Annotated in this window: 14 protein-coding genes; 6 read left to right on the top strand and 8 right to left on the bottom strand. The window is 32.7% G+C overall.

Annotated elements, in window-relative coordinates:
- Window positions 1–61 precede the first annotated feature (61 nt).
- Window positions 62–1,681, top strand: a complete 1,620-nt coding sequence (locus tag ABD690_RS11990) for an ABC-F family ATP-binding cassette domain-containing protein (protein WP_344730825.1) — start codon at window positions 62–64, stop codon at window positions 1,679–1,681.
- A 34-nt stretch (window positions 1,682–1,715) separates the two neighbouring features.
- On the opposite strand, the gene ABD690_RS11985 is transcribed toward ABD690_RS11990, so the two are convergent.
- Window positions 1,716–1,949, bottom strand: a complete 234-nt coding sequence (locus tag ABD690_RS11985; protein ID WP_344730824.1) for a DUF2007 domain-containing protein — start codon at window positions 1,947–1,949, stop codon at window positions 1,716–1,718.
- 178 nt (window positions 1,950–2,127) lie between these two features.
- Here ABD690_RS11985 and ABD690_RS11980 point away from each other — a divergent pair, with 178 nt between their 5' ends.
- On the top strand, window positions 2,128–2,319 hold the full coding sequence (locus ABD690_RS11980; protein WP_344730822.1) for a cold-shock protein: 192 nt from the start codon (window positions 2,128–2,130) through the stop codon (window positions 2,317–2,319).
- Window positions 2,320–2,379: 60 nt separating this feature from the next.
- Here ABD690_RS11980 and ABD690_RS11975 read toward each other — a convergent pair whose 3' ends face one another.
- The 3 genes from ABD690_RS11975 to recG form a co-directional block, all read right to left on the bottom strand.
- Entirely contained in the window at window positions 2,380–3,222 is an 843-nt protein-coding gene (locus ABD690_RS11975) for a phosphatase PAP2 family protein (RefSeq protein WP_344730821.1), read from the bottom strand.
- 9 nt (window positions 3,223–3,231) lie between these two features.
- Window positions 3,232–5,658, bottom strand: a complete 2,427-nt coding sequence (pheT, locus tag ABD690_RS11970; RefSeq protein WP_344730820.1) for a phenylalanine--tRNA ligase subunit beta — start codon at window positions 5,656–5,658, stop codon at window positions 3,232–3,234.
- A 119-nt stretch (window positions 5,659–5,777) separates the two neighbouring features.
- Complete coding sequence (recG, locus tag ABD690_RS11965) at window positions 5,778–7,880, bottom strand: ATP-dependent DNA helicase RecG (protein WP_344730819.1); 2,103 nt, start codon at window positions 7,878–7,880, stop codon at window positions 5,778–5,780.
- 83 nt (window positions 7,881–7,963) lie between these two features.
- Between recG and ABD690_RS11960 the strand changes: the two genes are divergently transcribed.
- Together ABD690_RS11960 and ABD690_RS11955 are read left to right on the top strand one after the other, a co-directional pair.
- Window positions 7,964–9,934, top strand: coding sequence for a M1 family metallopeptidase (locus tag ABD690_RS11960; RefSeq protein WP_344730818.1), 1,971 nt, complete (start codon window positions 7,964–7,966; stop codon window positions 9,932–9,934).
- Window positions 9,935–10,822: a patatin-like phospholipase family protein gene (locus tag ABD690_RS11955; protein WP_344730817.1), complete on the top strand. Its 888-nt coding sequence runs from the start codon at window positions 9,935–9,937 to the stop codon at window positions 10,820–10,822.
- A gap of 5 nt (window positions 10,823–10,827) precedes the next feature.
- Here ABD690_RS11955 and ABD690_RS11950 read toward each other — a convergent pair whose 3' ends face one another.
- Both ABD690_RS11950 and ABD690_RS11945 read right to left on the bottom strand, forming a co-directional pair.
- Entirely contained in the window at window positions 10,828–11,349 is a 522-nt protein-coding gene (locus ABD690_RS11950; protein ID WP_344730816.1) for a DUF7935 family protein, read from the bottom strand.
- A 9-nt stretch (window positions 11,350–11,358) separates the two neighbouring features.
- The gene (locus ABD690_RS11945) at window positions 11,359–12,921 is read right to left on the bottom strand and encodes an FMN-binding glutamate synthase family protein (protein WP_344730815.1); all 1,563 of its coding nucleotides are present in this window, start codon (window positions 12,919–12,921) and stop codon (window positions 11,359–11,361) included.
- 62 nt (window positions 12,922–12,983) lie between these two features.
- Between ABD690_RS11945 and ABD690_RS11940 the strand changes: the two genes are divergently transcribed.
- A complete protein-coding gene (locus ABD690_RS11940) occupies window positions 12,984–14,555 on the top strand; it encodes a hypothetical protein (protein WP_344730814.1) in 1,572 nt (523 codons plus the stop codon).
- A 97-nt stretch (window positions 14,556–14,652) separates the two neighbouring features.
- Complete coding sequence (locus ABD690_RS11935) at window positions 14,653–16,974, top strand: ATP-dependent helicase (RefSeq protein ID WP_344730813.1); 2,322 nt, start codon at window positions 14,653–14,655, stop codon at window positions 16,972–16,974.
- Here the strand turns inward: ABD690_RS11935 and ABD690_RS11930 are convergent, their stop codons facing one another.
- Together ABD690_RS11930 and ABD690_RS11925 are read right to left on the bottom strand one after the other, a co-directional pair.
- Complete coding sequence (locus ABD690_RS11930) at window positions 16,975–17,937, bottom strand: glycogen-binding domain-containing protein (RefSeq protein ID WP_344730812.1); 963 nt, start codon at window positions 17,935–17,937, stop codon at window positions 16,975–16,977.
- Window positions 17,934–18,899, bottom strand: a complete 966-nt coding sequence (locus tag ABD690_RS11925) for a hypothetical protein (protein ID WP_344730811.1) — start codon at window positions 18,897–18,899, stop codon at window positions 17,934–17,936. Before ABD690_RS11925 ends, ABD690_RS11930 begins: the two co-directional genes overlap by 4 nt.
- Window positions 18,900–18,917: the final 18 nt, after the last annotated feature.

Raw genomic sequence — 18,917 nt, 5'->3', positions numbered from 1 at the left:
GCTTTTTCTTTCTTGTTATGGGCACTTTTTTATACTTTTGCAAAAATTTAAAACAATAAATATGTTATCAGTTTCAAATCTTTCTGTTCAATTTGGTAAACGTATTCTTTTTGATGAAGTAAACACAACCTTTAATCAAGGAAACTGTTACGGTATTATTGGAGCCAACGGAGCTGGGAAGTCTACATTTTTAAAAATACTTTCAGGAAAACAAGATCCAACTTCAGGTCATGTAAATCTTGAATCAGGAAAACGTATGTCTGTTCTTGAGCAGGATCATAATTTGTATGATGAACATACCGTTTTAGAAACCGTTCTTATGGGAAACAAGCCTCTGTTTAAAATAAAAACAGAGATAGATGCACTATATGCCGACTATACTGATGAAAATGCTGAAAAAATAGGAGAGCTTCAAGTGCAGTTTGAAGAAATGAACGGTTGGAATGCTGATAGCGATGCTGCGGCCATGTTATCAAACTTGGGAATTACTGAAGACTTTCATTATACTTTAATGAAAGATTTAGATGGCAAACAAAAAGTACGTGTTTTATTAGCCCAAGCACTTTTTGGTAACCCAGATGTGTTAATCATGGATGAGCCTACCAACGATTTAGATTATGAAACAATTACTTGGTTAGAAAACTTTTTAGCAAATTATGATAACTGCGTTATAGTTGTGTCTCACGACCGTCACTTTTTAGATGCCGTTTGTACGCATATTTCTGATATAGATTTTGGTAAAATAAACCATTTTTCAGGAAACTATACATTCTGGTATGAGTCCTCTCAATTAGCAGCAAAACAACGCGCACAACAAAACAAAAAAGCTGAAGAAAAGAAAAAAGAACTAGAAGAATTTATTCGTCGTTTCTCTGCCAATGTAGCTAAATCTAAACAAGCTACATCAAGAAAAAAAATGATTGATAAGCTTAACGTTTCTGAAATTAAACCATCAAGTAGACGATACCCAGCTATCATATTTGACCGTGATAGAGAAGCAGGAGATCAAATATTAAATGTAGAAGGACTTGCTGCGTCTTTAGATGGTGACTTACTTTTTCAAAATATAGATTTAAATCTAGCTAAAGGAGATAAAGTGGTTGTTTATTCTAAAGATTCTAGAGCAACTACAGCATTTTATCAAATTATAAATGATAAAGAAAAAGCTGATGCTGGTAAATTTTCATGGGGTGTAACAACATCACAATCATATTTACCTCTAGACAATAGTGAGTATTTTCAAAACGATTTATCGCTTGTAGATTGGTTGAGACAATGGGCTACAACCGAAGAAGAGAGAGAAGAAGTTTATATTCGCGGATTTTTAGGAAAAATGATTTTTAGTGGAGAAGAAGCTTTAAAAAAGTCAAATGTATTATCCGGAGGAGAGAAAGTACGTTGTATGTTAAGTCGTATGATGATGATGCGTGCTAATGTATTAATGCTTGATGAACCAACAAACCATTTAGATCTTGAGAGTATTACTGCGTTTAACAATTCTCTTAAAAACTTTAAAGGGACAATTTTATTTACAACGCATGATCATGAGTTTGCTCAAACAGTAGCAAATAGAGTCGTGGAGTTAACTCCAAATGGTGTAATAGATCGTTATACTACTTTTGATGAGTATATGCAAGATCCAAAAATAAAAGAACTACGTGATAAAATGTATGCACAATAAAAAAAAGCCTCTTTTAAAAGAGGCTTTTTTTATTTTAAGAATGCAATTCTGAAGTAACACTTTCTACAACAGGAATAGCGGCTTCAATTTCTTCGCTATTTACATAAACCTCTTGAAAATTAGGTGTTGATGTACCAAAACCAGCAAGTCTACCAGATTCAGCTTCGTCTTTAACAATAGGGTTTATGCCTATAGCTTTCAGTTTAGAGACAATTAGTTGAATAATAATAAAACTACCTGCGTATATTTTTTTATAATTAGAATCCATAATATAAATTTTATATACTTAAATATACAAAATACTTTTGGTATTATATCTTGTAAAAGGAGTACATTAATTTATTAATTTGATTAAAAAGGAGTTATTTGAAAATAAAACCTTAAAATAACCTTGTGGTAATATTATATGATTATATTTGTTTCATTAAATAATTTAAACTATTACAATGAGTAAAGGAACAGTAAAATTTTTCAATGATTCTAAAGGTTTTGGATTCATCATTGAAGAAGACACAAACAAAGAACATTTTGTTCACATTTCTGGATTAATCGACGAGATACGTGAAGGTGATGAAGTAGAATTCGATTTACAGGAAGGTAGAAAAGGTATGAATGCAGTAAACGTTAAAGTATTATAATATATATATTTTAAACTTATTGAATTTTAAAAACCTGCTTTTAAGCAGGTTTTTTTATTTTTAAAAAGTGCCTATCAGACCTATTTTGTTAGGAGAAAGAGAAACATTCCAGCTTATGGTTTTGTTTTTCTTGTAACCATAGTTTTCTTTTTTTGATAAAAATTTGTCAATGTAATCTACAACAACAATACTTAACACAGTTCCTACGGTTACATCAGTAAGCCAATGCGCTCCTGAAATTAAGCGTGTAATAGGAGTGATAGATCCAACACTGTAAATACCTAGCTTAAGCCATATGTTGTCAAACTGCTTCGCAATGGCGTGAGCCATTGTAACAGATAAAATGGTGTGTCCGGAAGGAAAAGAATGCTCAAAAGCTTCTTTAGAAAACGGGTTAAAATGATCATAACCAAGACCAGAACTAGGTCGTGCTCTACCAAAAGCTGTTTTACTTATAGCTTGAATTGAGCCTGCTGTTATTGCAGATGAAATAATAAGAACACTTGTTCTTCTAAAAGCTTCATTTTTTGTTAATAATCCATAACCGTAAATACCAGCATTTAAAGCAAAAAACACTTGAGGTTTACCTAATCTAAAGCCAAAATCTTTAGCGAATTGAGGATATCTATTATTCTCTTTTTGAAAAAACCTATTCATTTCCTCATCTGCTAGCGATAATGAAAAAAGGCTTATAGCGGTAACTGAAAGGTTTTTAAAGTCTTTTTTATCCCACTGCAACGGACTTGTGTAAGCATGAGTTACACTTCTTACCGTGGCTCCGGCATCATATTTTAATAATTTCCAAACGCTTGTTGAATCTTTTTGTTTTTGAAAAGAGTCGTTAGTTTGCCCGTATACAGAAAATGTAAATAAGCATAGAGATAAATAAAATAAGTGCTTCATAATATTTGGTTAGCGTAACTCTGCTCCAAGCTGTTTTTCAAAGTTGGCTTGAAGTTTATTCATAATTTTATCAATTTGCTTGTCTGTTAGTGTTTTGTTATCGTCTTGTAAAATAAAACTTACAGCGTAGCTCTTTTTACCTTGAGGTAAATTATCACCTTGGTAAACATCAAATAAATCAACGTCTTTTAATAACTGCTTTTCTGTTTGTCTAGCAATAGTGTCTATTTGTTCAAAAGAAACATTGTTGTCAAGTAACAAAGCGAAATCACGTCTAACTTCTGGGTGTTTAGGTAATTCTGTAAACGTAATTTTATTATGTTTGGCCATGTTTAATACATTATCCCAATTAAAATCAGCAAAAAGCACTTGTTGTGAAATGCCAAAATGTTTTAATACTGATTTCTTTATAAGTCCAAACTCTACAAGGGTATTTTTTCCTAAATTTAGAGAAATACCTTCGCTAAATACATCATTTTTAATAGGAGCTACTTTGAAACGAGATATTCCTAAACGTTCTAAAATAGAGGTAATTGTTCCTTTTAAATAGAAAAAATCACTTTTTTGAGAAGGAGAATTCCAGCGTTCAGAGTTTTTGTTGCCAGTAACAAAAACAGCTAAATGTTTAAACTCCTCGCGTTTTTCATTGTAACCATGATAGGTTTTTCCAAATTCAAATAATTTTAGAGTTTCTCGCTTTCTGTTAATATTATAGCTTACTGCTTCTAATCCAGAAAAAAGCAAGCTTTGACGCATAACACTTAAGTCGTTACTTAAAGGGTTAAGCATTGTAATGTTGTGTTCCTCTTTTAGCTGACTACTTAAAGCAGCATATTTAGGTGTTGTAAGTGAGTTTGAAAGAATCTCGAAAAACCCTTGACCAGCTAATTGATTCCCAATAACATTTTGAAGTTTGTAATCTTCAAATCGAGAGCTGTTAGAAATAGATGCGTTAAGCTTTTCTGTGGTTTTTATGTTGTTGTAACCGTAAACGCGTAATATTTCCTCAATAACATCAGCTTCTCGCTGCACGTCGTTTCTGTATGAAGGAACAGTCAACCCAAGTCCTGTTTCTGTTACGTTGTTTATTTTAATATCTAATGACATTAAAATGCGCTTTATAATATCTCTAGGAATCTCTTCACCAATCAATTTTTTAGCATTATCAAAACTTAAACGTACTTGAAAATCTTCAATTTTATTTGGATAAAAATCAACAATATCGCTTGTTATTTCTCCACCAGCAATTTCTTGAATAAGCAATGCTGCACGCTTTAAAGCATATTCTGTAATATTTGGGTCTATACCACGTTCAAATCTAAAAGATGCATCCGTGTTAAGTGCGTGTCGTTTGGCTGTTTTTCTAATGCTTACAGGATTAAAGTAAGCACTTTCTAAAAAGATACTTGTTGTATTTTCTGTAACTCCAGAATCTAATCCGCCAAAAACACCAGCAATACAAAGTGGCTTTTCAGCATCACAAATCATTAAATCATCTTCGTGAAGTTCGCGTTCAACTTCATCTAGAGTTGTGAATTTTGTTCCGGCGGCAACCGTTTTTACAACAATTTTATTTCCTGAAATTTTATTAGCGTCAAACGCATGAAGAGGTTGTCCCAATTCATGAAGCACATAATTTGTGGCATCTACTATGTTGTTAATAGGAGAGAGGCCAATAGCTTTTAAGCGGTGTTGTAACCAAGCAGGAGATTCATTTACCTTTAATCCAGAAATGGTAACACCACAATAGCGAGGTGCTAGTTCTTTATTTTCAATATCTACTTCTACACGCAGCGTTCTGTTATCTACATGAAATGCACTAACAGATGGCGTTATTAGTTCTGAATGAATATCTTTTTGAAGTAACCCAGCTTTTAAGTCTCTTGCTGTACCATAATGACTCATGGCATCAGCGCGGTTTGGTGTTAATCCTATTTCAAAAACAGCATCGTTTTCTACTTTAAAAACATCTGAAGCTAAAGTTCCTACAGCAATATCTGCATCTAAAACCATAATACCATCATGAGAAGCGCCTAGTCCTAATTCATCTTCGGCACAAATCATTCCGTGACTTTCTTCGCCGCGAATTTTTCCTTTTTTAATAACCCATGATTCACCTTCAGAAGTGTAAAGCGTTGTACCAATTGTAGCTACAGGAACTTTTTGTCCGGCAGCAACATTAGGAGCGCCACAAACAATTTGTAATGGTGTTTCTTCGCCAATATTTACTGTGGTAATTTTAAGACGATCTGCATTAGGGTGTTGTATGCAGGTTAATACTTCTCCTACTACAATACCTTCTAATCCGCCTTTTACTGATTGATATGTTTCTATGCCTTCTACTTCTAGGCCTAAATCTGTTAATAATTCACTAGTTTGTTCTGTTGACCAATCTGTGTTTATAAATTGTTTTAACCAATTGTATGAAATCTTCATCTATCATTTGCTGTTTAGGATTGCAAAGATAATAAACCTTATAAGTTAACGGAAACTCAAGTCCTTGTTTTTATGATGTATTCTTTACTTTTTTGTGTAGATAGGAGTTAAATACTTCTTTAGCTAATGTAATTCCAGATATTCTTGTACTTACTCATTTGTTTGTAAGTGTATAAAATAGGCTGATTGTTTTCGTGAGTAAGTGTTGGATCAGCATTTAGTATTTTTTTTGCATGATATCTGGCTGCTTGTAAAATGTCTTTATCTTTTACAATATTTGCTATTCTTAAGTTTAAAACGCCACTTTGTTGGGTTCCCATAATATCTCCAGGGCCGCGAAGTCTCAAATCTACTTCGGCTATTTCAAAGCCATCACTAGTTTTTGTCATGGTTTCTAGCCTGATTTTACTATCGTTACTTAATTTATGTCCGGTCATTAAAATACAATAACTCTGCTCGGCGCCACGACCTACACGACCACGTAATTGATGTAATTGTGATAAGCCAAAACGTTCAGCACTTTCAATAACCATAACAGAGGCGTTTGGTACATTGACACCAACTTCAATAACTGTTGTGGCAACCATAATTTGGGTTTCGCCATTAACAAAACGTTGCATTTCATAATCTTTATCGGCCGGTTTCATCTTACCGTGCACAATAGATATTTGGTATTTTGGAGCAGGGAAATCTCTAGCGATACTTTCGTAACCATCCATTAAATCTTTGTAGTCCATTTTTTCACTTTCTTGAATCAACGGATACACGATATAAACCTGTCTGCCTTTGTCAATTTCATCACGAATAAATCCAAAAACTTTTAGTCTATTTTTGTCATAACGATGTACTGTTTTTATGGCTTGTCTTCCGGGTGGTAATTCATCAATAATTGATATGTCTAAATCACCATAAACAGACATGGCTAATGTTCTTGGAATTGGTGTTGCAGTCATGACTAAAATATGTGGAGGCGTTGTGTTTTTTTTCCATAATTTGCTTCGCTGCTCAACACCAAATCTGTGTTGTTCGTCAATAATTGCAAGGCCTAAATTTTTGAATTTTACTTTATCTTCAAGAAGGGCATGAGTGCCAATTAAAATCTGTAAAGAGCCATTTTCTAGAGATTCGTGAATTTCTTTTCTTTCTGAAGTATTACTTGAACCTGTTAGTATTTTTATGCTGATATTTAGGTTTTTACATAGCTCTGATAATCCATTGTAGTGTTGGACTGACAAAATTTCAGTTGGCGCCATTAAACATGCTTGAAAACCGTTGTCAAGTGCCATGAGCATTGACATGAACGCGACTATGGTTTTTCCAGAGCCAACATCTCCTTGTAAAAGTCTGTTCATTTGTGCGTTGCTACCTAAATCGGCACGGATTTCTTTTAAAACACGCTTTTGAGCATTGGTTAATTCAAAGGGTAAATGTGTTTTAAAAAAGGTGTTAAAATATGTTCCTACAGAGTTAAAAGGAAACCCTTTTATTTTTGATTTATGAATAAGATTTTTGAGAATTAATTGTAGTTGAATGTAGAATAATTCTTCAAATTTTAAACGGTATTGAGCGCGTGCTAAAAGGTCTTGATTTTTTGGAAAATGTATGTTTAAAAGTGCTTCACTTTTTGAGGGTAATTTCAGTTCAGAAAGTAAGGGTTTTGAAAGCGTTTCTATGAAGCGTCCTTTACTCTCAATAAACAGTTGTTGCATGATGGTATTTATCACCCTATTTGTGATGCCTTTGTTGTTTAGTTTTTCAGTTGATGGATAAATAGGTTGCATAGCAGAACGCAAACTTTTTTTGTGTTCTTCTAGCAATTCCATCTCTGGATGCGGCATGCTAAAAGCGCCATTAAACCAATTTATTTTACCAAAAATAACATAAGGTCTGTTGGGTTTTAGATTATCTCTTATCCATTTCTGACTTCTAAACCATACCAACTCCATGCTTCCAGTATCGTCCTGAAATTTAGCAACCAATCGTTTTCCGCGCTTTTGAGCTACTTCTTTAACGCTTGTAATTTTACCTATAATTTGAACTTCAGAGCTATTTCTTTGCAGTTCATTTATTTTATAATAGCGTGTTCTGTCTAAATATCTGTTAGGGAAAAGGTTTAGTAAATCTTGATATGTATGAATACCAAGCTCTTTCCGAAGTAAATCGGCACGATTAGGGCCAACGCCTTTTAAATAATCAATAGGAGTTTGTAAATTGGTAATCATGACAACGAATATAAACCTTATACTTGAAAGATAAAACCTTAAAAATTCCGTATTTTGGTCTAATCGTTGTTGTAAAAAAGCTTATGAAACAAATATTTTATTTCCTTCTGTTTTTATTGAGTACTATATGTTACTCACAACAAGCCGGTTATGTGGATTTTTTACAAGCCAAACCGGAAATATCGTTTAATGTTCAAGAAAAGAAAGTTTTTGGAAATGTAACTTATCAGTTTAAAGTTCTTGCTCCTATAGACTCAATATTTCTTGATGCAAAAAAAATGACTTTTACCAATGTGCAAGTTAATGATAGAAAGATTAAGTATGAAAATGACGGTAATAAGCTTTGGTTGATAGATGATTTTAAAGAAGGGATTGACTATTCGCTTACGTTTAGTTATGAGGCTATACCACAAAAGGCATTGTACTTTGTGGGTTGGGATAATGAAGCGCCAAACCAAATTTGGACACAAGGACAAGGAAAATATACAAGCAATTGGTTGCCTAGTATTGATGATACTAATGATAAAATAGAATTTGATTTATCTATTACGTTTCAAAGTGATTACCAGGTTATAGCTAATGGTAAACTGGTTGATGTGGAGCGTCTAGATCATTCTGATAATTATACATGGCACTATGATATGAAGCAGCCTATGTCAAGCTATTTGGTTGCATTGGTTATTGGTGAATATGATAAAAAAGTTGAAATATCTGAAAGCAACATACCTTTAGAGATGTATTATTATCCAAAAGACTCTAATGTTGTAGAACCTACTTACAGATACTCAAAACAAATGTTTGATTTTTTAGAGTCAGAAATTGGTGTTTCTTATCCTTGGCAAAACTATAAACAGATTCCTGTACATGATTTTTTATATGCAGGGATGGAAAACACAGGAACAACAATTTTTGCAGATACATATGTGATAGATTCTATTGCATTTATAGACAAAAACTACGTAAACGTTAATGCACATGAGTTAGCGCATCAATGGTTTGGTGATTTGGTTACTGCAAAAAGCGGAGAACATCATTGGTTACAAGAAGGTTTTGCTACCTACTATGCGTTACTTGCTGAGCGTGATGTTTTTGGAGACAACTATTATTATTGGCGTTTGTATGAGTATTACCATGAGTTGATAAATCAAGAAAGACTTAATCAAGGAACATCATTGCTAAACCCTAAATCAAGCAGCTTAACTTTTTATAAACGTGGTTGTTGGGTTTTACATGCCTTGAGGGAAAACGTAGGAGATGAGCCTTTTAAAGAGGCTTTACAAGCCTATTTAGAAAAACACAAGTTTAAGAATGTTGAAACCTCTGATTTTATATCAGAAGTAGAAAAGACAAGTGGTTTAAAATTAGATAGTTTTGTAGACACTTGGATTGTGAGTGATGTTTTTCCTCAAGAGAAAGCTCATGAGTTATTATTACAATCTACTTTTATACAAGAATATGAAATGGTAGATTGTGAGTTGGCTAATGCGCGTTGTGATTATTATTTAGAAGCAACAATATCAGATGAAGCAAAGTCAAAAATTATCTCTCAAATTCCTAATAGAATACCTGAAAAGCTTTTTAATAGTTCTTTAAAAGTGCGTCAGGCAATTGCCACAAATGTTACTCAAATTCCAGTAGGTTTAAAACCAATGTATGAAACGCTTTTAGATGACGCATCTTACGCAACAGTTGAAGCAGCTTTGTATCATTTATGGTTAAATTTTCCTCAAGATAGAGCCTTGTATCTAAATAAAACAAGTGATTTAATTGGTTTTAAAGATAAAAACATCAGATTGCTTTGGTTAGTTTTAGCCTTGTCAACAACAGATTATAAAGCAGAACTAAACAACGAATTTTACAGAGAGTTGGTAGGTTATACTTCTGAAAAATATAATTTTGAAGTGCGTCTTAATGCGTTTCAATATATAGATGCGATGGCGTTGTATAATGATGTTAGTATAGATAATCTAAAACAAGCTACGAAGCATCATAATTGGCGATTAGTAAAGTTTGCAAAAGATAAATTAGAACAACTCAAAAATAAAAAACAATAAATGAGAGCATTAGTAATATCTGGAGGCGGAAGTAAAGGCGCCTATGCAGGTGGTGTTGCACAATATCTTATGCGAGAAGAAGGAAAGCATTATGATATGTTTTTAGGAACATCTACAGGGAGTTTATTAATACCTCATTTAGCTGTTAATGATATAGATAAGTTGTATGATATTTTTACAAATGTTCAACAGCATGATATTTTTAGTGTAAGTCCTTTTATTCAGCGTGAAAAAGGAGGTAGAGAATATGTTTCTATTGATTTTTTGAATTCTTTATGGCAATTCATTAGAATGAAACGAACCTTTGGGGAGAGCAAAGCTTTACGTAGAAACATAAAAAAGAATTTTACAAAAGAAGAGTACTTAAAAATAAAAGCTACTAAAGAAGATGTTGTGGTGACTGTTTCTAACTTGTCAAAAAACACAGTAGAGTATAAATCAATAAATGACTGCACATACGAAGAGTTTTGTAACTGGATTTGGATTTCATGTAATTATATTCCATTTATGTCTATTGCAAAAGTAGATGGTTATGAGTATGCTGATGGCGGATTAGGTTGTGTTATACCTATAAGAGAGGCTATACAAAGAGGTGCAACAGAAATTGATGCTGTGGTTCTAGAAGCAGAACAAATGGATAGAATGAAAGTGTTAGGAAAAAATCCTTTTTCACTTATGATAAACTTATTTGGGCACTTGCTAAATCAAGTAGAACGAAACGATATAATTATAGGTAAACTGGCTGCTAAAAATAAAGGAGTAAAGCTTAACTTATATTACACACCAACAGATCTTACTGAAAACTCATTGATTTTCAGTAAGAAACTTATGACTAAATGGTGGCAGTTAGGATATGATTATGCTAAAGAGCGACACAATAAAACTTAAAAAGTTTACCACATTTCGCTTACTTCTTTCTTAATGAAAGATAAGGCTGCATCACTAGGAGCGCGTTTTTCCATCATTTCAGTAAGAACCACCTCGCGTAGCTTATTTGCTGTGTCAGTTTTTTCTAAAAGGCTAGCTTTTCTAATTAATTGAATAGTTGCATTTTTTGCAGCAGTGATAATATTCCAACACTCATCGCTTAAATATATTTGCTGTGATAAGTTGTGTTCAAATTCTTGTTCAATGCTGGCTATAAGTAAAGACTCGTAATCTTCTTTGTTAGATGAATTAGGAGAAACTCTTATAAGTAATTTTGATGGCGTAATTCTCTCAAGAAATAAAGACATGCGTTCATAAGCTTGTAATCTAATAGGTAAAGTGTTTACTTGGATGTCTTTATGAAGTAAAAAACGTCTGCGACCATCTTCATTTTTTGTGTGTTCTTTAAAAAAGTAAAAAGCAATTAAGCCTGTAATTAAAGCTGGTACAGCATATAAAACGACTTCAAATAATTTTTCTATCTCCATTTTGTTTTGTTAGTTGTTAGATTTTCCACCCAAATATATACAATCTTTTAAATCTTGCATACTTTTAAATGGAACTGGGGTTTTATTGTACATATAAGTTCTGTCTAGTTCTTTAGATAAATTGTGGTCATCTACATTAACATCAACATCACTCATTTTAAATTGGCAGGGATGTTCATATCCTGCTGCGTGTGTTATTTCAATAAGTTCTTTTCTAAAGGTTTTAAAATATTGCGCAAGTCTAACAGATTTTAAAGAAGTGTCAATACCGCTTTGCAACCATTTGCTTTGTGTAGCAACACCACTAGGGCATCTGTTAGTGTGACATATTTGCGCTTGAATACAGCCAATACTCATCATGGCTTCTCGTGCAACATTTATACAATCTACACCCATTGCAAATGCCATAGCGGCTTTTGCAGGAAAGCCTAATTTTCCGCTACCTATAAATACAATACGCTCTGTAAGTCCTTTTTCTTTAAACATCCGGTAGAGATCACTAAAACCATATACCCAAGGCAGAGAAACATGATCAGCAAAACTAGGAGGCGCTGCGCCGGTACCACCTTCGCCGCCATCTACGGTAATAAAATCAGGGCCTTTACCTGTTGCTTTCATTATGTCTGCCAATTCATTCCATTGTTCAAGTTTTCCAATAGCAGCTTTAATACCAACTGGTAGTCCTGTGGCGTCAGCTATTTGTTCTATAAAATCAACCATTTCAGGAACGTTGCTAAAAGCCGAATGGTTAGGAGGAGAAAGTACGTCTTTGCCAATCTCAACATGGCGAATTTTTGCAATTTCTTCAGTGATTTTTGAACCTGGTAATACACCACCTTTTCCTGGTTTAGCACCTTGAGAAAGTTTTATTTCAATGGCTTTTACATGCGGATTGTCTTCAACAAGCTTAATTAGTTTTTCTAATGAGAAATTTCCGTTTTTATCTCTAACACCAAAATAGCCAGTTCCAAAATGAAATATAACATCACCGCCATTACAGTGGTAAGGCGATAAACCACCTTCGCCTGTGTTATGGTATGCGCCAGCTAAATGTACACCTTTGTTAAGTGATTCAACAGCTTTTGCAGAAAGAGAGCCAAAACTCATTGCAGATACATTAATTACCGAAGCAGGTCTAAAAGGTTTTTTACGTTTATTATAAGCTCCTATAACTTTGGCGCAAGGTAAAAATGTTTTGTCAATGGCATTAGGATGTTCGTTTTCTAGCTTGTAAGGCATCATGGCATTGTTTATAAAAATATGCTGATGCGCATAAATATCTCTATCAGTACCAAAACCTTCGTAGTTATTTTCGTGTTTTGCAGATGCGTAAATCCAGCCTCTTTCAATTCTGTTAAAAGGGAGTTCTTCTCGGTTATTGGCTACTAAATATTGTCTTAATTCTGGGCCAATTCTTTCTAGCATGTACCTGAAATGCCCTATAATAGGGAAGTTGTGACTTATGGTGTGTTTTTTTTGTAAAAAAACATCTCTAAAAGCAACAAGGGCTAATGCGATTAATACCCACATCCACCAAGAGATTTGGCTTAAAAAATCAAGAATAGATTCCATAAATATTAATTTGTGATAAAGATATTTAAAAATAAACTGTTCTAAAACTATATCTTTATAATATGAAAAAATCTACAAAACGCTTTTTAATAGTTGTGTTAGCTTGTGTAGCTATTGTGATTCTTTTTTTTGTTGTATGTGATTGTATACTGAATTCAAAATTAGAAAATTACCTTAAAAATAGTTTGCCAAAAACAGTCCAGGTTGATTATAAAGGTTTATTAGTGAGTACGCGTAAAGGTGAAATAACACTTACAAACGCTTCTGTGGTAAAAAAAGGAGAAAATACAGATATAACGTACTTACAACTTTCAGTAGATACTTTGTTGATAGAAGATGTAAGCTATTGGGATTATTTTTTTAATGATAAAATTTCTATAGACAATGTTTTTGTAAAACATCCCAAAGTAATTTATAAATACAATGATCAAGCAGACTTTAAAGCGTCTAGTATGGCTAAATCAAGCACATTTGATTTAGATGTTGACGTTGAGCACTTTTCTATAAAACAAGGAAACGCACAAGTGTTTGAGGTTGAGACAGACTCGCTTTTGTTTAAAGTAGATAATGTTGCATTGCAGTTAGAGCAAATTAATCTTTCAGAAAAGACATTACAGAATAAAATGCCTATAACTTTTAAGAGTCATCAACTATCATTTGATACGCTTTTTTATCAGTTGAATCAGTTTGATGATCTAGAAATAGAATCATCAAAACTATATGATAAAAAAATCACGTTTCAAGGCTTAAAGCTTTATACAAAGTATCCTAAACAGCAATTTTCAGAGTTATTAGATAAAGAAAGAGACCATTTTGATATCAAGTTTGAGGCTATAAATATTGATGATTATGATTTTGGTTTTCATCAAGGCTCAACATTTTATTTTAAAGCACAAACAACAAATTTTGAAATACCTAAAGTTAGTATTTACAGAGATAAATTAGTAGAAGATGATCTTACAATAAAACCTCTTTATAGCGAGATGCTACGCGATTTGAATTTTAATTTAATGTTGAAAGAAGTTTTTGTAAATAATGCAAGTATTGAATATTACGAACGTACTAAAGTTGAAAACCACGGAGGTAAAATATCTTTTTCAGATTTTAACGCCACATTAAAAAACGTTGGGAATACTTATGATACAACAAAGAAAACACAAATAGATGTTACATCTATGTTCATGAAAAATGCGCCAATGAAAGCAAATTGGGTTTTTGATGTTAATGATGCAAGTGATGCATTTACATTCAACGCAGCAATAGATAATCTATCGGCAAATGCTATTAACGTGTTTTCAGAACCTAATTTAAAAGTGCGTTTTCAAGGAGATATGTTAAAAACATTATTTACTGTAAGAGGAAATAAACACACATCTAGAGTAGATTTAAAAACAAAATACAAGAACTTTGATATCATAGCGCTTCGCAAAGATGGTAAGCGAAAAAACAAACTCTTATCAGACGTTTTAAACATTTTTGTGTCTAAAAATAGTGATGATGCAACCAATCAATTTAGGTTAGGTTACAAGGAGAATGTAGAGCGTGATAAAACAAAATCAGTTTTTAATTTTTTATGGCTCAACGTACGAGCAGGCTTGCTTGATGCAATGACCAATGGTGTAAAAGAACAATAATAATTTTTACGATCTAAATTGTTTATAATTATTAATAAATCGCAGTGGTAAAAAGTAATACAATAGTTATTTTCACACCTTAAAATGAAATTGAAAATTGGAGAAGTATTTAAGTCAGTTAAATGAAGCACAATTAGCGCCAACAATACAAAAAGATGGCCCTATGATTGTGATAGCAGGAGCCGGTTCTGGAAAAACGCGTGTGCTAACCTATAGAATAGCATACCTTATGAGTCAAGGAATTGACCCATTTAATATATTGTCACTAACCTTTACAAACAAAGCCGCTCGAGAAATGAAAGAGCGTATTGCTCAAATTGTAGGAGCTAGTGAAGCCAAAAACCTTTGGATGGGAACATTTCACTCGGTTTTTGCAAAAATTTTAAGAATAGAAGCTGACAGACTTGGTTACCCAAGTAACTTTACCATTTATGACGCACAAGATTCTGATAGATTAATAGCCTCTATCATTAAAGAAATGAATCTTGATAAAGACGTTTATAAATACAAGCAAATTCGTTCTAGAATTTCATCGTATAAAAACAGCTTGATAACAGTCAAGGCTTATTTTAATAATCCCGAGCTTATAGAAGCAGATAAAGCAGCTAGACGCCCAAGAATGGGAGATATTTATAAAAACTATGTAGAGCGTTGTTTTAAAGCTGGCGCCATGGATTTTGATGATTTATTGCTTAAAACCAATGAGCTTTTAACACGATTTCCTGATGTGTTAGCAAAATACCAAGATAGATTTAGATATATTTTAGTAGATGAGTATCAGGATACAAACCATTCACAATATCTTATAGTACGTGCATTATCTGATAGATTTCAGAATATATGTGTTGTAGGTGATGATGCACAAAGTATTTATGCCTTTCGTGGAGCAAACATCAATAACATATTAAATTTTCAAAAAGATTATGATGATGTGAAGCTTTTTAGACTAGAACAAAACTACCGTTCTACTAAAAACATTGTAAATGCTGCAAATTCAATTATAGATAAAAACCAAACCAAGCTAGAAAAAGTAGTTTGGACAGCAAATGATGATGGACCAAAAATAAAAGTTAACCGATTAATGACCGATGGAGACGAAGGTCGTTATGTGGCGAGTTCTATTTTTGAAAACAAAATGAACCAGCAACTTAAAAATAGTGATTTTGCTATTTTATATCGTACCAACGCACAATCTCGTGCAATGGAAGATGCGCTTCGTAAACGTGGTATCGAATATCGTATTTATGGAGGATTATCGTTTTATCAACGTAAAGAAATAAAAGATGTTCTATCTTATTTACGATTGGTTATAAACCCATCTGATGAAGAAGCCTTAAAACGGGTTATTAACTTCCCTGCAAGAGGAATTGGGCAAACAACTATTGATAGGTTAGTAGTCGCTGCAAATGGTTATAACCGTTCTATTTTTGAAGTAATTCAAAATCTTGATAAAGTAGATATTAAGATTAACTCTGGAACTAAAGGAAAACTTCAAGATTTTGCAACAATGATTGAAAGTTTTCAGGTAATGAACCAAACAGCAAATGCTTTTGAACTAGCTGAACATGTTACCAAAACCAGTGGCTTAATACGTGAGTTTAACAAAGATGCAACGCCTGAAGGTGTTGCTAGAATGGAGAATATTGAAGAGCTTTTAAATGGTATGAAAGACTTTGTTGAAGAACAAAAAGAATTGGCAGATACCACAGGTTCTTTAGCAGAGTTTCTTGAAGATGTAGCTTTAGCAACAGATTTAGATAATGATAAAGGTGATGATGATCGTGTTGCTTTAATGACGATTCACTTGGCAAAAGGATTAGAGTTTCCTTATGTATATATTGTAGGTATGGAAGAAGATTTGTTTCCAAGTGCCATGAGTATGAATACTCGCAGTGAGTTAGAAGAAGAGCGCCGTTTATTTTATGTGGCCTTAACTAGAGCAGAGAAGCAAGCTTATTTAACATATACACTTTCAAGATATCGTTGGGGAAAACTAATTGATGCAGAACCTAGTCGCTTTATTGAAGAAATAGACGATGAGTATTTAGAAGTATTAACACCGGTTAATGACCCGCGTCAAAATCCAATGCTAAGTGCTGATATATTTGGAGATGTAGAGCCAAGTCCTAATACAATACGATTCAAAAAGCCTTTAAGGAAAAAAATGGAGAAAAAGCAGCCTCCAAAATTTGTTCCGCCTCCTAAATTAAAGCCGGTTTCTAAAACAACAGGAAATCCTGCAAACCTATTTGATGGTAAACTTACCGTTGGAAATATTGTAGCGCATATACGTTTCGGAAAAGGTGAAGTTTTAAAGATAGAAGGTGCAGGAGCTGATGTAAAGGCTGAAATAAATTTTGAAAATGGTGGCGTTAAAAAACTATTGTTGAGGTTTGCGAAACTAGAAGTAATAGGGTAGTTACTTTACCATTTTTACAGAATTTATATTGCCGTGATTGTCGTACTCCTTGATTGGGTTTTTTGGATCAACTATCCATTCGCCATCAATAATGTATTTATAGTGGTGTTTTCCTCCTGAAAGGAGTATGGTTGTTTTCCAGCCGCTTTCAGTTTTAGCCATTTTTATGTCTGATTCATTCCAATCATTAAATGACCCTGCTAGAATGACATTCTTTGCAGCGCTAAATCCGTTTAAATTAAATGTGATAGGGACTTTTATATTAATTACAGAATTATATCCGTCGTATTCATTTTTTCTTTTAGAAGGGTTGTTAGTATCGTAAATCCAATGTCCGTCAACAATAAATTTATACTCATATTCTCCAGGTTTTAAGTCTAGTGTTAGTTCCCAACCGTCTTTAGTTTTTGACATTCTAAATAGGTTTTCATCCCACTTATTAAATGATCCTGTAAGTATTACCTTTTTAGCGTTTTCGTAGCCGTGTAGTTTAAAACAGATGTTTCCATCCTTATTAGGTGTTACAGCAAAAAGCTTTAAGTTATATACATATAAGTTTCTACCATTTTCATCTACTGCAGGTGTTAGGTTTGTAGCCTTTTTACTTGGTTCAGCCCAATATTTGTTATTGATTACAAACTTAAATTCCCATGAAAATTCATCCGTAAAATCGCTAATATTTTTTCTTAATTGATAGATATTCTCGTTTATTTTGGTCATTTTCCATTGATCACGAGACCAGAGATTAAAATCACCAGATACTACAACATTTTCTATGTCAAAGTCATTAAAATCAAGTTGTTCTTGGGTGTGTTCGTTAGTGAATTTTTTATAATCTCTTATATCAAAGGTAAATACAACATCATCTCCTTCAATTTTATAACCTAAAACATCGTTGTTTTGTGAGATTGAAAATTGGGTAAAAAGTAAAAAAATGAGTGCGTATACTAGTTTAAAATTCACTGTTTTGTAATTGGGTTATTTACAAAGTAAAGCTTTTCTTTTTGATAATTGATAATGGTTCTTTTTTGTCTGAAAAATTCATAACCTAAAACACCGTCTAAATTTAAGCCAAAAGCTTCACTCATTTTGCTTAAGTTTGTTAAGATGGTATTCATAGGACCAAAATAAATAGTATCATTAAGTTTTACTAAATGCAATTTCCCTGCCAAAACTTCTATTTTTTTATTTCCAGCTCCAATAAGTTCTAACCGTTTATTGGGTCTGAAGTTTTTTAGTACTTTTTTACTTACATTTTTATTTATCTGATTAAACTCTGCTGCAGTGTCTAAAGCAAATTTCAGAGGTTTATCATTTACAAATCCGTTAAGGACTATGGTGTGATTTACTAAATTAAAACTGATGCTGTCTGTGATTTTTTCTAAATAAACCTTTTTATCTAATTTATTGCCAAATCTATCAACCTTTGTTAGTGTAATTTGGTTAAGATACATATCAATAAAAACTTCATAGTCTTTTAAAATATCAAAACCGATAACACCTAGTAAATGCATTCTTTTAGTTTTCTCTATATGAGATAGGTCTATAACATCAGATATTTTATTTTTAAGGTTTAAATTGCTTATTACAAACTCTTTGAGTTGCTTTTCTAATGTGTTGTCTAAAGTATTTACAACGCCACTTGTTTGTTTTGGGGTTTCTCGGTATTCGTACTTAAAAGGAAAGTGAATCTTGTTTAATATTAGCGCTTCAGAACCTGTGTCAATAATAAAATCGCCTTTTTTGCCTAACAATTCAGCTTCTATTACAATAAGATGATCTACGAGTTTAAAAGGTATTCTCGCGGTATATGCATTAAGAATTTCAGCTTTAGGAAAAATAATATTATCTAAATCATTATTAGAGTAGCCACTTATTAAATTAAAAAAGCAAAAAAATAATATTATGAGATTTCTGAATAGCATGTTTATTAGACTTGCTTT

Source organism: Corallibacter vietnamensis (assembly GCF_039537875.1).
Classification (GTDB): domain Bacteria; phylum Bacteroidota; class Bacteroidia; order Flavobacteriales; family Flavobacteriaceae; genus Corallibacter; species Corallibacter vietnamensis.
This window is presented reverse-complemented; position numbering and strand designations above follow the sequence as displayed.

Bases quoted from the DNA above. Each gene is read 5' to 3' on its own strand.
- ABD690_RS11990 (WP_344730825.1), top strand. From the start codon at position 62: ATGTTATCAGTTTCAAATCTTTCTGTTCAATTTGGTAAACGTATTCTT.
- ABD690_RS11985 (WP_344730824.1), bottom strand. From the start codon at position 1,949: ATGGATTCTAATTATAAAAAAATATACGCAGGTAGTTTTATTATTATT.
- ABD690_RS11980 (WP_344730822.1), top strand. From the start codon at position 2,128: ATGAGTAAAGGAACAGTAAAATTTTTCAATGATTCTAAAGGTTTTGGA.
- ABD690_RS11975 (WP_344730821.1), bottom strand. From the start codon at position 3,222: ATGAAGCACTTATTTTATTTATCTCTATGCTTATTTACATTTTCTGTA.
- pheT (WP_344730820.1), bottom strand. From the start codon at position 5,658: ATGAAGATTTCATACAATTGGTTAAAACAATTTATAAACACAGATTGG.
- recG (WP_344730819.1), bottom strand. From the start codon at position 7,880: ATGATTACCAATTTACAAACTCCTATTGATTATTTAAAAGGCGTTGGC.
- ABD690_RS11960 (WP_344730818.1), top strand. From the start codon at position 7,964: ATGAAACAAATATTTTATTTCCTTCTGTTTTTATTGAGTACTATATGT.
- ABD690_RS11955 (WP_344730817.1), top strand. From the start codon at position 9,935: ATGAGAGCATTAGTAATATCTGGAGGCGGAAGTAAAGGCGCCTATGCA.
- ABD690_RS11950 (WP_344730816.1), bottom strand. From the start codon at position 11,349: ATGGAGATAGAAAAATTATTTGAAGTCGTTTTATATGCTGTACCAGCT.
- ABD690_RS11945 (WP_344730815.1), bottom strand. From the start codon at position 12,921: ATGGAATCTATTCTTGATTTTTTAAGCCAAATCTCTTGGTGGATGTGG.
- ABD690_RS11940 (WP_344730814.1), top strand. From the start codon at position 12,984: ATGAAAAAATCTACAAAACGCTTTTTAATAGTTGTGTTAGCTTGTGTA.
- ABD690_RS11925 (WP_344730811.1), bottom strand. From the start codon at position 18,899: ATGCTATTCAGAAATCTCATAATATTATTTTTTTGCTTTTTTAATTTA.